Annotated in this window: 11 protein-coding genes; 9 read left to right on the forward strand and 2 right to left on the reverse strand. The window is 70.7% G+C overall.

What is annotated here, in order from left to right:
* Nucleotides 1–7 precede the first annotated feature (7 nt).
* From iolB to ACZ69M_RS00695, 8 genes are all read left to right on the forward strand, one after another.
* On the forward strand, nt 8–868 hold the full coding sequence (iolB, locus tag ACZ69M_RS00660; RefSeq protein WP_470045788.1) for a 5-deoxy-glucuronate isomerase: 861 nt from the start codon (nt 8–10) through the stop codon (nt 866–868).
* A complete protein-coding gene (gene iolD, locus ACZ69M_RS00665; RefSeq protein ID WP_470045789.1) occupies nt 865–2748 on the forward strand; it encodes a 3D-(3,5/4)-trihydroxycyclohexane-1,2-dione acylhydrolase (decyclizing) in 1884 nt (627 codons plus the stop codon). Before iolB ends, iolD begins: the two co-directional genes overlap by 4 nt.
* 14 nt (nt 2749–2762) lie before the next feature.
* A complete protein-coding gene (gene mmsA, locus ACZ69M_RS00670; protein ID WP_470045790.1) occupies nt 2763–4265 on the forward strand; it encodes a CoA-acylating methylmalonate-semialdehyde dehydrogenase in 1503 nt (500 codons plus the stop codon).
* 443 nt (nt 4266–4708) lie between these two features.
* Complete coding sequence (locus ACZ69M_RS00675) at nt 4709–6118, forward strand: APC family permease (protein WP_470045791.1); 1410 nt, start codon at nt 4709–4711, stop codon at nt 6116–6118.
* A 172-nt stretch (nt 6119–6290) separates the two neighbouring features.
* Nucleotides 6291–8948 carry an alpha/beta fold hydrolase gene (locus ACZ69M_RS00680; RefSeq protein ID WP_470045792.1) on the forward strand — a complete coding sequence of 886 codons (2658 nt, stop codon included), beginning with the start codon at nt 6291–6293 and terminating at the stop codon, nt 8946–8948.
* Entirely contained in the window at nt 8945–9808 is an 864-nt protein-coding gene (locus tag ACZ69M_RS00685; protein WP_470045793.1) for an ABC transporter permease, read from the forward strand. The genes ACZ69M_RS00680 and ACZ69M_RS00685 overlap by 4 nt, the downstream gene beginning before the upstream one ends.
* A 163-nt stretch (nt 9809–9971) precedes the next feature.
* Entirely contained in the window at nt 9972–11576 is a 1605-nt protein-coding gene (locus tag ACZ69M_RS00690) for a vWA domain-containing protein (protein WP_470045794.1), read from the forward strand.
* Nucleotides 11577–11706: 130 nt separating this feature from the next.
* Nucleotides 11707–13623, forward strand: a complete 1917-nt coding sequence (locus ACZ69M_RS00695; protein WP_470045795.1) for an AMP-dependent synthetase/ligase — start codon at nt 11707–11709, stop codon at nt 13621–13623.
* A gap of 59 nt (nt 13624–13682) precedes the next feature.
* Here ACZ69M_RS00695 and ACZ69M_RS00700 read toward each other — a convergent pair whose 3' ends face one another.
* Both ACZ69M_RS00700 and ACZ69M_RS00705 read right to left on the reverse strand, forming a co-directional pair.
* Nucleotides 13683–14090, reverse strand: a complete 408-nt coding sequence (locus tag ACZ69M_RS00700; RefSeq protein ID WP_470045796.1) for a rodlin — start codon at nt 14088–14090, stop codon at nt 13683–13685.
* A 242-nt stretch (nt 14091–14332) separates the two neighbouring features.
* On the reverse strand, nt 14333–14743 hold the full coding sequence (locus tag ACZ69M_RS00705; protein ID WP_470045797.1) for a rodlin: 411 nt from the start codon (nt 14741–14743) through the stop codon (nt 14333–14335).
* A gap of 253 nt (nt 14744–14996) precedes the next feature.
* Here ACZ69M_RS00705 and ACZ69M_RS00710 point away from each other — a divergent pair, with 253 nt between their 5' ends.
* Nucleotides 14997–15407 (forward strand): rodlin, encoded by a 411-nt coding sequence (locus ACZ69M_RS00710; protein ID WP_470045798.1) that lies wholly within the window; start codon nt 14997–14999, stop codon nt 15405–15407.
* Nucleotides 15408–15454 lie beyond the last annotated feature (47 nt).

A 15454-nucleotide genomic window follows, 5' to 3' on the forward strand; every position in this document is an offset into this window, starting at 1 on the left:
GGACCCGATGACGGACCCCAGGACGCACTCGACGACGGACGTGCCCGGGAGCGGCGGCTTGTACGTGCCCAAGGGCGCCACCGCAGGCGGGCTGTACGCCGTCGACATCGACCCCAAGTACGCCGGCTGGACCCACAGCAGCCTGCGCGTGGTCGACCTCGGACCGGGCGGCACCCACACCTTCACCACCGGCGACAGCGAGTGGATCGTGCTTCCGCTGGGTGGCGCCTGTACGGTGCGCATTGAGGACGAAGAGTTCCAAATCCTGGGCAGGGAAAGCGTGTTCGCGGGGGTCTCCGACTTCGCGTACGTGCCCCGTGACGCCCGGGCCCAGATCGCCTCCGGTGCGGGAGGCCGCTTCGCCCTGGCAGGAGCGAAGTGCGAGCGCCGACTCCCCGCCCGCTACGGCCCCGCGCCGGAGGTCCCCGTCGAAGACCGAGGCAGTGGCAACTGCGCACGTCAGGTGCGCAATTTCGCCTCCGCCGACGCCTTCGAGTGCGACAAGCTCATCGCCGTCGAGGTCATCACCCCCGGCGGCAACTGGTCCTCGTATCCGCCGCACAAGCACGACGAGCACCGGCCCGGTGCCGAGTCGGAGCTGGAGGAGATCTACTACTTCGAGATCGACGGCCCGAACGGATTCGGCTATCAGCGCGTATTCCCTTCGCGCGAGGGCGGATCCGATGTCCTCGCCGAGGTCCGCACCGGCGATGCCGTCCTCGTCCCCGACGGATGGCACGGCCCGTCCATCGCCCAGCCCGGCCACACCATGTACTACCTGAACGTGATGGCCGGACCGGGCGAGGAGAGGGAGTGGCGGATCTGCTTCCACCCGGGACATCTAGAGAGCACAGAGGGATACCGATGACCTCAACGACGAGGCTGACGGTCGCACAGGCGCTGGTGCGCTTCCTGGCCGCCCAGTACACGGAGCGGGACGGCGAGCGGCGGCGGCTGATCGGCGCCACCTGGGGCATTTTCGGTCACGGCAACGTCGCCGGACTCGGCCAGGCGCTGGTCGAATACGCCGACGAGATGCCCTACCACCAGGGCCGTAACGAGCAGTCGATGGTGCACGCGGCGGTCGGCTTCGCACGCCAGTCCAACCGGCTGTCGGCGCACGCCGTGACCACCTCCATCGGACCCGGCGCCACCAACCTCGTCACCGGCGCCGCGCTCGCGACGATCAACCACCTCCCGGTGCTCCTGCTGCCCGGCGACATCTTCGCGACCCGCCCCGCCGACCCGGTCCTCCAGCAGCTCGAAGTCCCCTACGCGGGCGATGTGTCGGTCAACGACTGTCTGCGCCCGGTGTCGAAGTACTTCGACCGCGTCACCCGGCCCGAGGCGCTGATCCCCGCCGCCCTGCAGGCCATGCGCGTGCTCACCGACCCGGTCGAGACCGGCGCCGTCACGCTCGCGCTGCCGCAGGACGTGCAGGCGGAGGCGTACGACTGGCCGGAGGAGTTCTTCCAGGAGCGGACCTGGACCGTGCGCCGTCCGGCGGCCGACGCCTCCGAGCTGGCCGCCGCCGTCACGGCGATCCGCGAGGCCCGGCGCCCGCTGATCATCGCGGGCGGCGGGGTCCACCACAGCCGCGCCGAGGACGTGCTCGCCGAACTCGCCGCCACCACCCGCATCCCCGTCGCCTCCACACAGGCGGGCAAGGGATCACTGAAGTGGGACCACCCGCAGGACGTCGGCGGTGTCGGACACACCGGCACGGCGACCGCGAACGAGCTCGCCCGCACCGCCGACCTGGTGATCGGCGTCGGCACCCGCTACACCGACTTCACCACCGCCTCCGGCACCCTCTTCACCGCCTCGAACGTCCGCTTCCTGAACCTCAACATCGCTCCGTACGACGGTCACAAGCTGTCGGGGATCCCGCTGATCGCGGACGCGCGGGCCGGTCTTGAAGCGCTCACCGAGGCGCTGCTGCTGCACGGGCACCGCGTCGAGCCCGCGTACGCCACCGAGTACACGGACGACAAGGAGCGCTGGGAGTACCGCGTCGACGCGGCGTACGAGGCCGAGGACATCGACATCCGGCCCACCCAGCCGCAGGTCCTCGGCGTCCTCGACGAGCTCGTCACCGAGGACGACATCCTGATCAACGCGGCCGGCTCGCTCCCCGGTGACCTGCACAAGCTGTGGCGGGCCCGGTCGCGCGACCAGTACCACGTCGAGTACGGCTACTCGTGCATGGGCTACGAGATCCCGGCCGCGATCGGCGTCCGGATGGCGGCCCCCGACCGGCCCGTGTGGGCGCTGGTCGGCGACGGCACCTACCTGATGATGCCGACCGAGATCGTCACCGCCGTGCAGGAGGGCGTCGCGATCAAGGTCCTCATACTCCAGAACCACGGGTACGCCTCCATCGGCGGGCTCTCCGAGTCCGTGGGCGCCGAGCGGTACGGCACCGCCTACCGCTACCGCTCCGAGGACCGTACGTACACGGGGGCGCCGCTGCCCGTCGATCTCGCCGCCAACGCGGCCAGCCTCGGCATGCGGGTGCTGCGCGCGAAGACCGTCCGTGACCTGCGGGCGGCTCTTGCCGAGGCGCGCGCCGCGGACACTCCCACATGTGTCTACGTGGAGACCGAAACGGCAGACACAGTGTCGGGCGCGCCCCCGGCCCAAGCCTGGTGGGATGTACCTGTGGCCGAGACCGCGACCCGATCGTCGGCGGTCAAGGCACGTGAGGAGTACGACCGGCACGTCGCCGCCCGACGCCGCCATCTGTGAAGGAGTTTTTGGCCATGACGAAGACCGTCAACCACTGGATCGGTGGCAAGACTGTCGAGGGTGCGTCGGGTACGTACGGGCCGGTCACCGACCCGGCGACCGGCGCCGTGACCACCCGGGTCGCCTTCGCGACCGTCGACGAGGTGGACGCCGCGGTCGCCGCGGCCAAGGACGCGTACGCGACCTGGGGCCAGTCCTCGCTGGCCAAGCGGTCCACGATCCTCTTCAAGTTCCGGGCGCTGCTCGACGCGAACCGGGACGCGATCGCCGAGCTGATCACCGCCGAGCACGGCAAGGTGCACTCGGACGCGCTCGGCGAGGTGGCGCGCGGTCTGGAGATCGTCGACCTGGCGTGCGGGATCACCGTGCAGCTGAAGGGTGAGCTGTCGACCGAGGTGGCCTCCAAGGTCGACGTGGCGTCGATCCGGCAGCCGCTGGGCGTCGTCGCGGGCATCACGCCGTTCAACTTTCCGGCCATGGTGCCGATGTGGATGTTCCCGCTCGCCATCGCGTGCGGCAACACCTTCGTGCTGAAGCCGTCCGAGAAGGACCCGTCGGCCGCCATGAAGGTCGCCGAGCTGCTCGCCGAGGCCGGTCTGCCCGACGGTGTCTTCAACGTCGTCCACGGTGACAAGGTGGCCGTCGACCGCCTCCTGGAGCACCCGGACGTCAAGGCGGTGTCCTTCGTCGGCTCGACCCCGATCGCCCGCTACATCCACACCACGGCCTCCGCGAACGGCAAGCGCGTGCAGGCCCTGGGCGGCGCCAAGAACCACATGCTGGTGCTCCCGGACGCCGACCTGGATGCGGCCGCGGACGCCGCCGTGTCGGCCGCCTACGGCTCCGCCGGTGAGCGCTGCATGGCCATCTCCGCCGTCGTCGCGGTCGGGTCGGTCGGCGACGCGCTGGTGGAGAAGATCCGCGAGCGCGCCGAGAAGATCAAGATCGGCCCCGGCAACGACCCGGCCTCCGAGATGGGTCCGCTGATCACGGCCGTGCACCGCGACAAGGTGGCGTCCTACGTCACGGGCGCGGCGGCGCAGGGCTCCGAGGTCGTCCTCGACGGCACCGGGTACACGGTCGAGGGGTACGAGGACGGTCACTGGATCGGCCTCTCGCTGCTCGACAGGGTGCCGGTGACCTCGGACGCGTACAAGGACGAGATCTTCGGCCCGGTGCTGTGCGTGCTGCGCGTGGACACCTACGAGGAGGGTGTCGCCCTCATCAACGCGTCGCCCTTCGGCAACGGCACCGCGATCTTCACCCGGGACGGCGGCGCCGCCCGCCGCTTCCAGCTGGAGGTCGAGGCGGGCATGGTCGGCGTGAACGTGCCGATCCCGGTGCCCGTCGGCTACCACTCCTTCGGCGGCTGGAAGGACTCCCTCTTCGGGGACCACCACATCTACGGCAACGACGGCACGCACTTCTACACCCGCGGCAAGGTCGTCACCACCCGCTGGCCCGACCCGGCCGACGCCCCCACGGGCGTGGACCTGGGCTTCCCCCGCAACCACTGAGCACCCCCTGGTGCCCCGCCCTCCGTCCCGGGGGGCGGGGCACCGCCATGCTCGGCTCCCGTGTTCGCCGGGCATCCCGGAGTGCGACCAATCCTGGTGAATTTCGAGGCCTCGACTGCTGTTCTCGTCATGAGGTGATGAAACGGATAGCGGAGGCGGTTTGTTGTTGTGGCCTTCGAAAGCAAGGTCACATTCCGATAGGTCTTGATGATTGCAACATGTAGGCGTCGGGGCCTGGGAAAGTGATGTGACCTGCGTCGCTTTGGTGGTGCGGATTCCGTAGGTAAACGGCCATTGACGCAACGGTTTCCGTCAAGGTTCCATCAACGTCGGGAGCGGACGACGAGATGAACGACGCGAGCCGCCGGAGGCGATAGCGCTCCCGACCGAATCACCTGACGCACGAGTCGTCTTCTGACGCATAAGTCGATCGGAACCGCTTCATGACCGACACGCTCCGCCCTGTCGAGCAGGCCCTCCCGGACGCCGCCCCCACGGGCACCGGGAGCCCCCAAAAGCTCAAGCGTTCCATCGGCATCGTCGGCGGCACCCTGCTGACGCTCTCGTGCGTGACGCCCGCCTCCACGCTCTTCGTGGTCGTGCCCGACCTCTTCTCGTCCCTCGGCACGGCGACCGCGCTCACCATCGCGATCGGCTCGCTGCTCTGTATCGCCGTGGCGTTCTGCTACTCGGAGCTGGGCACCCTCATCCCCAGCGCGGGCGGCGAGTACGCCATGGTCTCGACGATGGCCGGACGACTCGCGGGCTGGCTGGTCTTCGTGCTCTCCCTCCTCGTCGTCATGATCGTGCCGCCGGTGATCGCGATGGGCACCGCGGACTACCTGGCGCCGATCGTGCACCTCAACCCGTCGATGGCGGGCGCGGGCGTGATGCTCCTGGCCACCCTCGCCGGCCTGCTCGACCTGCGGGCCAACGCCTGGATCACCGGCGTCTTCCTCGTCCTGGAGGTCATCGCGGCAGCCGTCGTGGCGGTGCTGGGCTTCACGCACAGCCAGCGCGGCGTGGGCAGCCTCACCTCGATGCAGGTGGCGGGCTCCGGCGGCCACACGGACACCGTGACGGCCATGCTGGTGGTCTCGGGGCTCGCGATCGCCCTCTTCATCACCCAGGGCTTCTCGACCGCCGTCTACCTCTCCGAGGAACTGGAGAACCCGCGCCGCAACGTCGCCCGTACGGTCCTGGCCACCCTCGCCATCTCGACCGTGATCATCCTGGTCCCGGTCGTCGCGATCACCATGGGCGCCTCGGACCTGTCCACCCTCACCGGCGGCGACATCAGCAGCATGGTCACCGCCTGGTCCAACTCCGCCGTCGGCACCTTCGTCAGCCTCTGCGTCGCCCTCGCGATCATCAACGCGGGCATCGTCATGGTCATCCAGAACTCCCGGGTGCTGTTCGCCTCCGCCCGTGACAAGGCCTGGCCCGAGCCGATCAACCAGAGCCTCTCCCGCCTCGGCCGCTTCGGCTCCCCGTGGGTCGCCACCCTCCTGGTGGGCGTCCCCGGAGCCCTCCTCTGCTTCGTCAACCTGGACACCCTGTACGGCGTCACGGGCGTCTCGGTGACCGCCATGTACCTGCTCGTCGCGGTCGCTGCCCTGCTCGCCCGGCGCGGCCAGCACCGCCACACCCCGGCCTGGCGCATGCCGCTGTGGCCCGCGATGCCGGTGCTCCTGATCGCGGTCCTCGCCTACATCCTGAGCCAGCAGGAGATGACGTACCTGCTGTGGACCGGCGGCATCACAGCCGTCGCCACCCTCTACTGGGCCTTCTACCTCCGCCCGCGCCGCGAGACCCGCTGGCTGGTGTCGATCCCCGAGGACGTCCAGGCCTGAGCCCTCCGGGGTGCACGCGAAGGCCCACGTCACCACCGCGCCCGTGACGGTGCCCGAGAGGGCTCGTACCACGGGCGCGGTATACGGGAGGGGCCTCGTACGCCCGGAGGAGGGGTGCGGGTTCAGACCGGCGGCTGCCTTCGTTGTCGGTGGCGGCCCGTACCGTTGACACATGGATCTTCGACTGCCCCGACTGCGCGGGCCCGCACGGCGAGGACGCCGACGGTGGCTCGCCGCCGTGGCCGCCGTCGTCGTGCTCGCCGGCGCCGGCACGTGGACCGCTGTCGCCTCGGACGACGGGCCGGCCGTCCACCGCACCGACCGTGTGATGACCACGGGCGCCGGGGTGAACATCGACACGTCGTTCTTCACCGCGGGCTCCGGCCGCCGCCCCGCCGTGCTCCTCGGGCACGGCTTCGGCGGCAGCAAGGACGACATGCGGAGCGAGGCGGAGCAACTCGCCCGCGACGGGTACGCGGTGATGACCTGGTCGGCACGCGGCTTCGGCCGTTCCACCGGCAAGATCGGGCTGAACGACCCCAAGGGCGAGGTCGCCGACGTCTCCAAGCTCATCGACTGGCTGGCCAAGCGGCCCGAGGTCCGGCTCGACAAGAGCGGCGACCCGCGCGTGGGAGTCGCCGGAGGCTCGTACGGCGGAGCGATCTCCCTGCTGGCCGCCGGGTACGACAAGAGGGTCGACGCGATCGCCCCCTCGATCACGTACTGGAACCTGGCGGACGCGCTCTTCCCGAACGACGTGTTCAAGAAGCTCTGGGCCGGCATCTTCATCAACTCCGGCGGCGGCTGCGACCACTTCGAGGCGCAGCTGTGCGCGATGTACAACCGGGTGGCGGAGTCGGGGAAGCCGGACGCCCAGGCGCGCGCCCTGCTGGAGCAACGCTCACCGTCCGCCGTCGCCGACCGCATCAAGGTGCCCACACTCATCCTTCAGGGCCAGACCGACTCCCTCTTCCCGCTCGGCCAGGCCGACGCGATGGCCAAGGCGATCCGGGCCAACGGTGCGCCTGTGGACGTCGACTGGATCGCCGGCGGGCACGACGGCGGCGACCCGGAGACGAGCCGCGTCGAGGCCCGTGTCGGCTCCTGGTTCGACCGCTATCTGAAGGACGACAAGAACGCCGACACCGGTCCCGCCTTCCGCATCACCCGCACCGGAGGCATCGACTCCACCGACGGTGCCGCGCAGCTGCGGGGCGCGAGCGGGGACGTCTACCCCGGCCTGGAGAGCGGCGAGCACGCCATCGCGCTGAGCGACGGCCGACGCGAGCAGACCTTCCAGAACCCCGCGGGCGCGAGTCCGCCCGCGATCTCCGCCCTCCCGGGACTCGGTGGCACCGGCGGCCTGTCCCAGTTGTCCGCGCTCGGGCTCGGGGTGTCCCTCGACTTCCCGGGCCAGTACGCGCAGTTCGACTCCGCGGCGCTCCGCCACGGCCTGCGGATCACCGGGTCGCCGACCGTGACCGTCCACGTCCGGTCGAGCACCGACGACGCGGTCCTCTTCGGGAAGGTGTACGACGTCGGGCCAGGCGCCACCCAGCCGGTACTGCCCTCGCAGCTGGTGGCGCCCGTGCGGGTGACCGGCGCGAAGGCGGGCAAGGACGTCACGATCGCACTGCCCGCGATCGACCACGAGGTCCAGAAGGGCCACCGGCTGCGCCTGGTCCTCGCCTCGACGGACCTCGGCTACGCCTCTCCGGCGGCCCCGGCGACGTACACGGTCTCCCTGAAGAGCGACCTGCACGTGCCCACCGCGCCCGGTGTGAAGACCGCCGCCGCCGCGCTGCCCTCCTGGGTGTGGTGGCTGCCCCTGGCCGGCGCGCTCGCCGCCGCCGCACTCCTGCTGACCGGCCGTCGCCGGACGGCTCCGGTCGCGCCCGACCCCGAGCTCGCCGAAGTCCCGCTCCAGATCACCGACCTGAGCAAGCGGTACGCGAAGTCGGCGGACCGGTACGCGGTACGGGACCTGTCGTTCCGCGTGGAGAAGGGCCAGGTCCTGGGCCTGCTGGGGCCGAACGGCGCGGGCAAGACGACCACGCTGCGCATGCTGATGGGCCTCATCAAGCCCGACGGCGGCGAGATCCGCGTCTTCGGGCACGCGATCAGGCCCGGCGCCCCGGTGCTCTCCCGGGTCGGGGCGTTCGTCGAGGGCGCGGGCTTCCTGCCGCACCTCTCGGGCCGCGAGAACCTGGAGCTGTACTGGCAGGCGACGGGCCGTCCGGCCGAGGACGCCCACATGGAGGAGGCGCTGGAGATCGCGGGCCTGGGCGACGCGCTGGCCCGCGCGGTCCGCACCTACTCCCAGGGCATGCGCCAGCGCCTGGCCATCGCCCAGGCGATGCTGGGCCTCCCGGACCTCCTCATCCTCGACGAACCGACCAACGGTCTCGACCCGCCCCAGATCCGCGAGATGCGCGAGGTCATGATCCGCTATGCCGCCGCGGGCCGCACGGTCATCGTCTCCAGCCACCTGCTGGCCGAGGTCGAGCAGTCCTGCACCCACCTGGTGGTCATGGACCGCGGCCGGCTGATCCAGGCCGGCCCGGTGAGCGAGATCGTCGGCTCCGGCGACACCCTCCTCGTCGGTACGGGCGCGCCCGTGGAGGGGCCGGTCGTCGACAAGGTCGGCGCGCTGCCCGGCGTGGCCTCGGCCGTCGCCGCCGAGGGCGGGCTGCTGGTCCGCCTCGACGAGGGCGGCAGCGCCGAACGCCTGCTCGTGGAACTCGTACGACTCGAAGTCCCCGTGCGTTCGGTGGGCCCCCACCGTCGGCTGGAGGACGCGTTCCTCACCCTGATCGGAGGCGCCGCATGAGCACGCTCGTCGAACGGGCCGAGACGGCGGACGGCTACCGGGCGCGGCACACGCTGCCGCTCCGCGTAGAGCTCCTGCGGCAGTTGAAGCGGCGCCGCACGCTCGTCATGGCCGCGATCCTCGCGGTGCTGCCCTTCGTCCTCGTCGTCGCGTTCGCGATCGGCGGTGACCCGGGCTCGCGCAACGGGCAGGTCACCCTGATGGACACGGCGACCGCGTCGGGCGCCAACTTCGCCGCGGTGAACCTCTTCGTCTCCGCGGGCTTCCTGCTGGTGATCCCCGTCGCGCTGTTCTGCGGGGACACGATCGCCTCCGAGGCGAGCTGGTCCTCGCTGCGCTATCTGCTCGCGGCCCCCGTACCGCGGGCCCGGCTGCTGTGGTCCAAGCTCACCGTCGCCCTCGGCCTCAGTCTCGCCGCGATGGTGCTGCTGCCGATCGTCGCCCTCGCGGTGGGCACGGCGGCGTACGGCTGGGGGCCGCTGGAGATCCCCACCGGCGGCGCGCTCCCCGCGGGCACCGCGGCCCAGCGGCTCCTCGTGGTCATCGCGTACGTCTTCGTGTCCCAACTGGTCACGGCGGGGCTCGCGTTCTGGCTGTCCACCAAGACGGACGCGCCCCTGGGCGCGGTCGGCGGCGCGGTCGGCCTGACGATCGTGGGGAACGTCCTGGACGCGGTCACCGCCCTCGGCCACTGGCGCGACTTCCTGCCCGCACACTGGCAGTTCGCCTGGGCCGACGCCATCCAGCCCAACCCGGAGTGGGGCGGCATGATCCAGGGCACGGCGATTTCGATAACGTACGCCCTCGTCCTGTTCGCCCTGGCCTTCCGGGGTTTCCGGCGCAAGGACATCGTGTCGTAGATCTCCGGAGCGTCACCTACCGGTCTCGACGACCGCCCTTCGTGGCCGCTTCGAGATCCATCCGCAACGCTCCGTAGCGCACATCCGGGCCCCCTCGGGCGTCACAGTCACAGACGTCGGCCCATGGACGTCGGCAGACAGGCGACTCACCGAGGGGGCACGGATGACACGGACGGGGAACGACGAACACACAGGGCGACCGCGGCGGCAGCCGAGGATCGGGCGACCGTGGCGACCGGTCGCCGCCCTGATCGGCCTGACGCTCGCGGGCGGCCTGCTCCTCACCGGCTGCGGCGCGAGCGACAGCAACGGCTCCAAGACGGACGGTTCGAACAAGTCCGGCGGACGCGGGTTCCCGCAGCCCGCCCCGAACCGGACCTCCGGGACCTCCCAGGGCGAACAGAAGGACACGCCGACGGGCGACGCGAGCCGCGAGTTCGCGCCGTCCCCCGACTACCTCTCCACCTTCGCCCTCGACGTCGACACCGCCTCCTACGGCTACGCCCGCCGCGCCCTCGCCGACGGCCGGCTGCCCGACGCGTCGACCGTGCGCCCCGAGGAGTTCGTCAACAGCTTCCGGCAGGACTACCGGCGGCCCGACGGCAACGGCTTCTCGGTCACCGTCGACGGCGCCCGCACCCGGGAGAAGGACTGGTCGCTGGTCCGCGTCGGCCTCGCCACCCGCGAAGCCGCCCAGAGCGGTGAGCGCCCGCCCGCCGCCCTCACCTTCGTCATCGACATATCCGGCTCCATGGGCGAGCCCGGCCGACTCGACCTCGCCCAGGACGCCCTCGGCGTGATGACGGACCGGCTGCGCGACGACGACTCGGTAGCCGTGGTCACCTTCAGCGACGAGGCCCGGACCGTGCTCCCGATGACCCGCCTCGGCCACCACCGCGACCGCGTCCACGACGTGATCAGGGGACTGGAACCGACGGAGTCGACCAATCTCGGCGCGGGCGTGCGCATCGGGTACGCCACGGCCGTCAAGGGCCTGCGCGAGGGCGCCACCAACCGTGTCGTGCTGATCTCCGACGCCCTCGCCAATACCGGCGAGACCGACGCGGACGCCATCCTTGAGAACATCTCCACCGCCCGCCGCGAACACGGCATCACCCTCTTCGGCGTCGGTGTGGGCAGCGAGTACGGCGACGCCCTCATGGAGCGCCTCGCCGACAAGGGCGACGGCCACACGACGTACGTCTCGAACCCCGAGGACGCCCGCAAGGTCTTCTGCGAGCAGCTTCCGCAGAACATCGACCTCACGGCCCGCGACGCCAAGGCACAGGTCGCCTTCGACCCGGGGACCGTCAAGCAGTTCCGGCTGATCGGATACGACGACCGCCAGGTCGCCGACGAGGACTTCCGCAACGACCGGGTGGACGGCGGCGAGGTCGGACCCGGCCACACGGTCACGGCTCTCTACGCGGTCCGCACCAGGCCCGGCGCCTCCGGCCACCTCGCCACCGCGAGCGTCCGCTGGCTCGACCCCGACACCCGCGCCCCGCACGAGGAGTCCGGCCAGCTGGAGACCGGCTCCCTCGACGAGGACCTGTGGACCTCCTCCACCCGCCTCCAGGTCGACGCCGTGGCCGCGTACTTCGCCGACGACCTGCGCACGGGCGACGACAAGGCGAACCCGCTGCCCGGCGCCCTCCCCCTGGGCGAACTCGCCGACCGCGCCCACCGGGTGGCGTCCGCCGCGGAGGACAAGGCGGTGGACGACCTGGCGGACGCGGTGGAGCGGGCGAGTGGACTCATGGGATAGCGGCGGCGTCGGTCCGGCACGGCGCTCACCACGCCGGCATCGAGTCCGAGTCCGACCGTCGCATTGAACTTCCTTTACGAGTGAGTAAGTTGACTCCCGAGTAAGAACCCTGCGACCTGGTGGAGCCGTGATGGGCGTACGCAAGGATCTGAAACGGGCGAAGCGGCGCACGGACCTCGCGTCCCGCGGTGAGGTCGAGCTGGTCAGGGACGGAACCGGCACGGTGCGCGAGGTCCGCGCCGCCCCCATGGCCCGCCCCACCACCGGCAGCGTCGCCGACCTGCCCTTCACCAACGCGGCCCAGGCGCCGGACGCCGTGGTCCTGCGCCGCGGGGACGGCGAAGGCCGGCGCCCGGTCACCGCGGCGGCCTTCGCCCGTGAAGTCACCGACACCGCCAAGGGGTTGATCGCGGTGGGCCTCGAACCGGGCGGCCGGGTCGCGGTGATGTCCCGTACGCGCTACGAGTGGACCGTCCTCGACTTCGCGATCTGGGCGGCCGGCGGCCGGTCCGTCCCTGTCTACCCGACCTCGTCGGCCGAGCAGGTGGAGTGGATCGTCCGGGACTCGGGGGCGCGCTTCGCGATCGTCGAGACGGTCCAGAACGCCGACACCGTGACCACCGCCACGGCCCGGCACCCCGAACCGCCGCGCGTGTGGCGACTGGACACGGACGCGCTCGCCGAACTCGCCGCCCTGGGACGGGACATCCCCGACGAGGAGGTCACCAAGCGCCGCGCCGCGCTCACCCCCGACACGGTCGCGACCCTCTGCTACACCTCAGGCACCACCGGACGGCCGAAGGGCTGCGTCCTCACCCACGCCAATCTGCACGCCGAGGCGGCCAACACGGTCGAACTGCTGCACCCCGTCTTCAAGGAGGTCACCGGCCAGACCGCCTCGACCCTCCTGTTCCTGCCGCTCGCCCACATCCTGGGCCGCACCCTTCAGATCGCCTGCCTGATGGCCCGCATCGAGCTGGGCCACTGTCCGAGCGTCAGACCGGACGAACTGCGGCCCGCGCTACGGGAGTTCCGCCCCACCTTCCTCGTCGGCGTGCCGTACCTCTTCGAGAAGATCCACGACACCGGCCGCGCCACCGCGGAGAAGATCGGCCGCGGTGCCTCCTTCGACCGCGCCGACCGCGTCGGCGTCCGCTTCGGGCAGGCGTATCTGAACAGGTTCCTCGGGACGGGCAAGGGACCCGGACCCGGCCTGTACGCCGCCTGGGCGCTGTACGACCTGCTGGTCTACCGCCGTGTCCGCAAGGAACTCGGCGGCCGTATGCGCTACGCCATCAGCGGCGGCTCCCCGCTCGACCGTGACCTCAACCTGTTCTTCTACGCCGCCGGAATCATCGTCTACGAGGGGTACGGCCTGACGGAGACCACCGCCGCGGCGACGATCGTGCCGCCCCTGCGGCCCCGCCCCGGCACCGTGGGCCTCCCGGTCCCCGGCACGGCGGTCCGTATCGCCGACGACGGCGAGGTGCTCGTCAAGGGCGGTGTCGTCTTCGGTGCCTACTGGAACAACGCGGCGGCGACGGAAGCGGCGCTGCGTGAAGGTTGGTTCGCGACCGGCGACCTCGGCGCCCTCGACGAGGACGGGTACCTCACCATCACCGGCCGCAAGAAGGACCTTCTCGTCACCTCAGGCGGCAAGAACGTCTCCCCGGCCGTCCTGGAGGACCGACTGCGCAGCCGCCCGCCGGTCGGCCAGTGCGTCGTCGTCGGCGACAACCGCCCGTTCGTCGCCGCGCTGATCACCCTGGACCCCGAGGCCCTCGCCCACTGGCTCACCGTCCGCAAACGGCCCGCCGACACCCCGCTGTCCGAACTCGTGGGGGATCCCGCTCTGCGCGCCGATGTCCAGAAGGCCGTGGACCACGCGAACGAGGCCGTCTCGCGCGCCGAGTCCATCCGCGCGTTCGCCCTGGTGGAAGGCGAGTTCAGCGAGGGCAACGGCCTGCTCACACCGTCCCTGAAGGTCAGGCGGCACGCGGTGACGGCGGCGTACGCGGCCGAGATCGAGGCGCTGTACGGGGGCTGAGGGCACGCAAAAAAGCGGGCCGCCGAGGTGCTCGGCGGCCCGCTCTCGCGGTGCTGGGATCAGTGGTTGTTGGTCCCGTTGCCCGAGAGGACCGGGATCTGGTCCAGGATGTGCGACAGCGGCTCGTCGCCCTTGGCCTGGGTCGAGTTCTCGACACACTGCTGGTTCTGCGGGGCCGACAGGATCGGGATGTCCTGCACGGTGACCGGGACGGCGCCCGCGACCCCGCCGAGGTTGAGCTTCGCCGGCAGGCCGATGCAGGGCTTGTTCAGCGAACCCTGGACCAGCGACAGCTGCGGGCTCATGTCGCCGAACGTGGCGGAGTTGCCGAACGACTGCTCGGCGCCGTTGCCGCTGACGGACGTCGTACCGCCGCCGTCGCCGATCGCCAGCGCCTGGGGGGCGGCCGTGGCCGAGATCCCGGCGATGGAAGCGGCGATAGCAGCGGTTGCCCACAGCTTCTTCATGTTCGTTCCCTTCGGAAAGCGGACTCCTGTTGGGGAGCTGCATGATCATTAACTGGATAGACCGCACAAGGGTTGCGGGTTATACCCCAAATGGCCCAGCGTGCGGAGGTTTCAACCGTGATGCGTGCGCCGGTGAGCCCCCGAGTCGCGGTCGGCGGTCATGTGTGCGCGGTGGGAAGGCCGACGGGCCGCCGAGAAGTCCGGCGGCCCGTCGACGAGAATCCCAGGAAGGGTATGGAGTGCTAGTGGTTGTTGACGCCGTTGCCCGAGAGGACCGGGATCTGGTCCAGGATGTGCGACAGCGGCTCGTCGCCCTTGGTCTGGGTCGAGTTCTCGACACACTGCTGGTTCTGCGGGGCCGACAGGATCGGGATGTCCTGCACGGTGACCGGGACGGCGCCGAGGACGGAACCGACGTTGCCCTTGACGGGCAGGCCGATGCAGGGCTTGTTCAGCGAGCCCTGGATGAGCGCCATCTGCGGGCTCATCCTGCCGTAGGTCGCCGAGTTGCCGAACGACTGCACCGCACCGTTGCCGCTGGTGGACGTCGTGCCATCGCCGTTTCCGATGGCCAGCGCCTGCGGCGCGGCGGCAGCGGAAGCGCCGACGACGGAAGCGGCGACCGCCGCGGCGGCCATAACCTTCTTGATCACTAGCTAGTCCCTTCTGGAGAAACCCCGTCCACCGGAGCGTCATGGTCAACTGCCGCGGACGCCCATGGTTGCTCCGGTTCACTCCGATGGCCCACATCGAAGAGTGATTCCGCGACCCGTGAGCGCTCTAAGGATTCCCGTGAATTCCCCGCCGGTGAACGGACCGATCGAGTGAATCGCCGCAACCAATCCAAGGCCGCCGGGTTGAGTGCGAGAGCAGGATCATGTGTCTCCGCCAGGAAAGGACCGAGAAATGTTCAAGAGGGCAATGGCCGCGGCGGCGGTCGCCGCTTCCGTCGTCGGTGTCTCGGCGGCGGCCGCGCCCCAGGCGCTTGCCATCGGTGACAGCGACGGCACCACGTCGGTCAGTGGGAACGGCGCCAAGCAGGCGTTCGGCGACTCCGTGACCAAGGGCAAGATGAGCCCCCAGCTCGGCCTGGCGCAGGGCACGCTGAACAAGCTCTGTGTCGGCCTGCCGGCCAAGGCGAACGCCGGTTCCCTCCTCGGCGCCGTCCCGGTCACCGTGCAGGACGTCCCGGTCCTGTCGGCCCCGCAGAACCAGCAGTGTGCCGAGAACTCGACCCAGGCCAAGGGCGACGAGCCGCTGTCGCACCTCGCGGACGACATCCCGGTCCTGTCCGGCAACGGCATGGGCAACCGCTGACCGTCGCCCTTTTCCGCGCCTGAAGAGCTCGGGCCCCCGCGCACCAC

The sequence above is a fragment of the Streptomyces sp. NPDC107454 genome (assembly GCF_055582885.1).

What these genes read in the sequence shown, in the direction of transcription:
- iolB (WP_470045788.1), top strand. Translation starts at nt 8, where the DNA reads ATGACGGACCCCAGGACGCACTCGACGACGGACGTGCCCGGGAGCGGC.
- iolD (WP_470045789.1), top strand. Translation starts at nt 865, where the DNA reads ATGACCTCAACGACGAGGCTGACGGTCGCACAGGCGCTGGTGCGCTTC.
- mmsA (WP_470045790.1), top strand. Translation starts at nt 2,763, where the DNA reads ATGACGAAGACCGTCAACCACTGGATCGGTGGCAAGACTGTCGAGGGT.
- ACZ69M_RS00675 (WP_470045791.1), top strand. Translation starts at nt 4,709, where the DNA reads ATGACCGACACGCTCCGCCCTGTCGAGCAGGCCCTCCCGGACGCCGCC.
- ACZ69M_RS00680 (WP_470045792.1), top strand. Translation starts at nt 6,291, where the DNA reads ATGGATCTTCGACTGCCCCGACTGCGCGGGCCCGCACGGCGAGGACGC.
- ACZ69M_RS00685 (WP_470045793.1), top strand. Translation starts at nt 8,945, where the DNA reads ATGAGCACGCTCGTCGAACGGGCCGAGACGGCGGACGGCTACCGGGCG.
- ACZ69M_RS00690 (WP_470045794.1), top strand. Translation starts at nt 9,972, where the DNA reads ATGACACGGACGGGGAACGACGAACACACAGGGCGACCGCGGCGGCAG.
- ACZ69M_RS00695 (WP_470045795.1), top strand. Translation starts at nt 11,707, where the DNA reads ATGGGCGTACGCAAGGATCTGAAACGGGCGAAGCGGCGCACGGACCTC.
- ACZ69M_RS00700 (WP_470045796.1), bottom strand. Translation starts at nt 14,090, where the DNA reads ATGAAGAAGCTGTGGGCAACCGCTGCTATCGCCGCTTCCATCGCCGGG.
- ACZ69M_RS00710 (WP_470045798.1), top strand. Translation starts at nt 14,997, where the DNA reads ATGTTCAAGAGGGCAATGGCCGCGGCGGCGGTCGCCGCTTCCGTCGTC.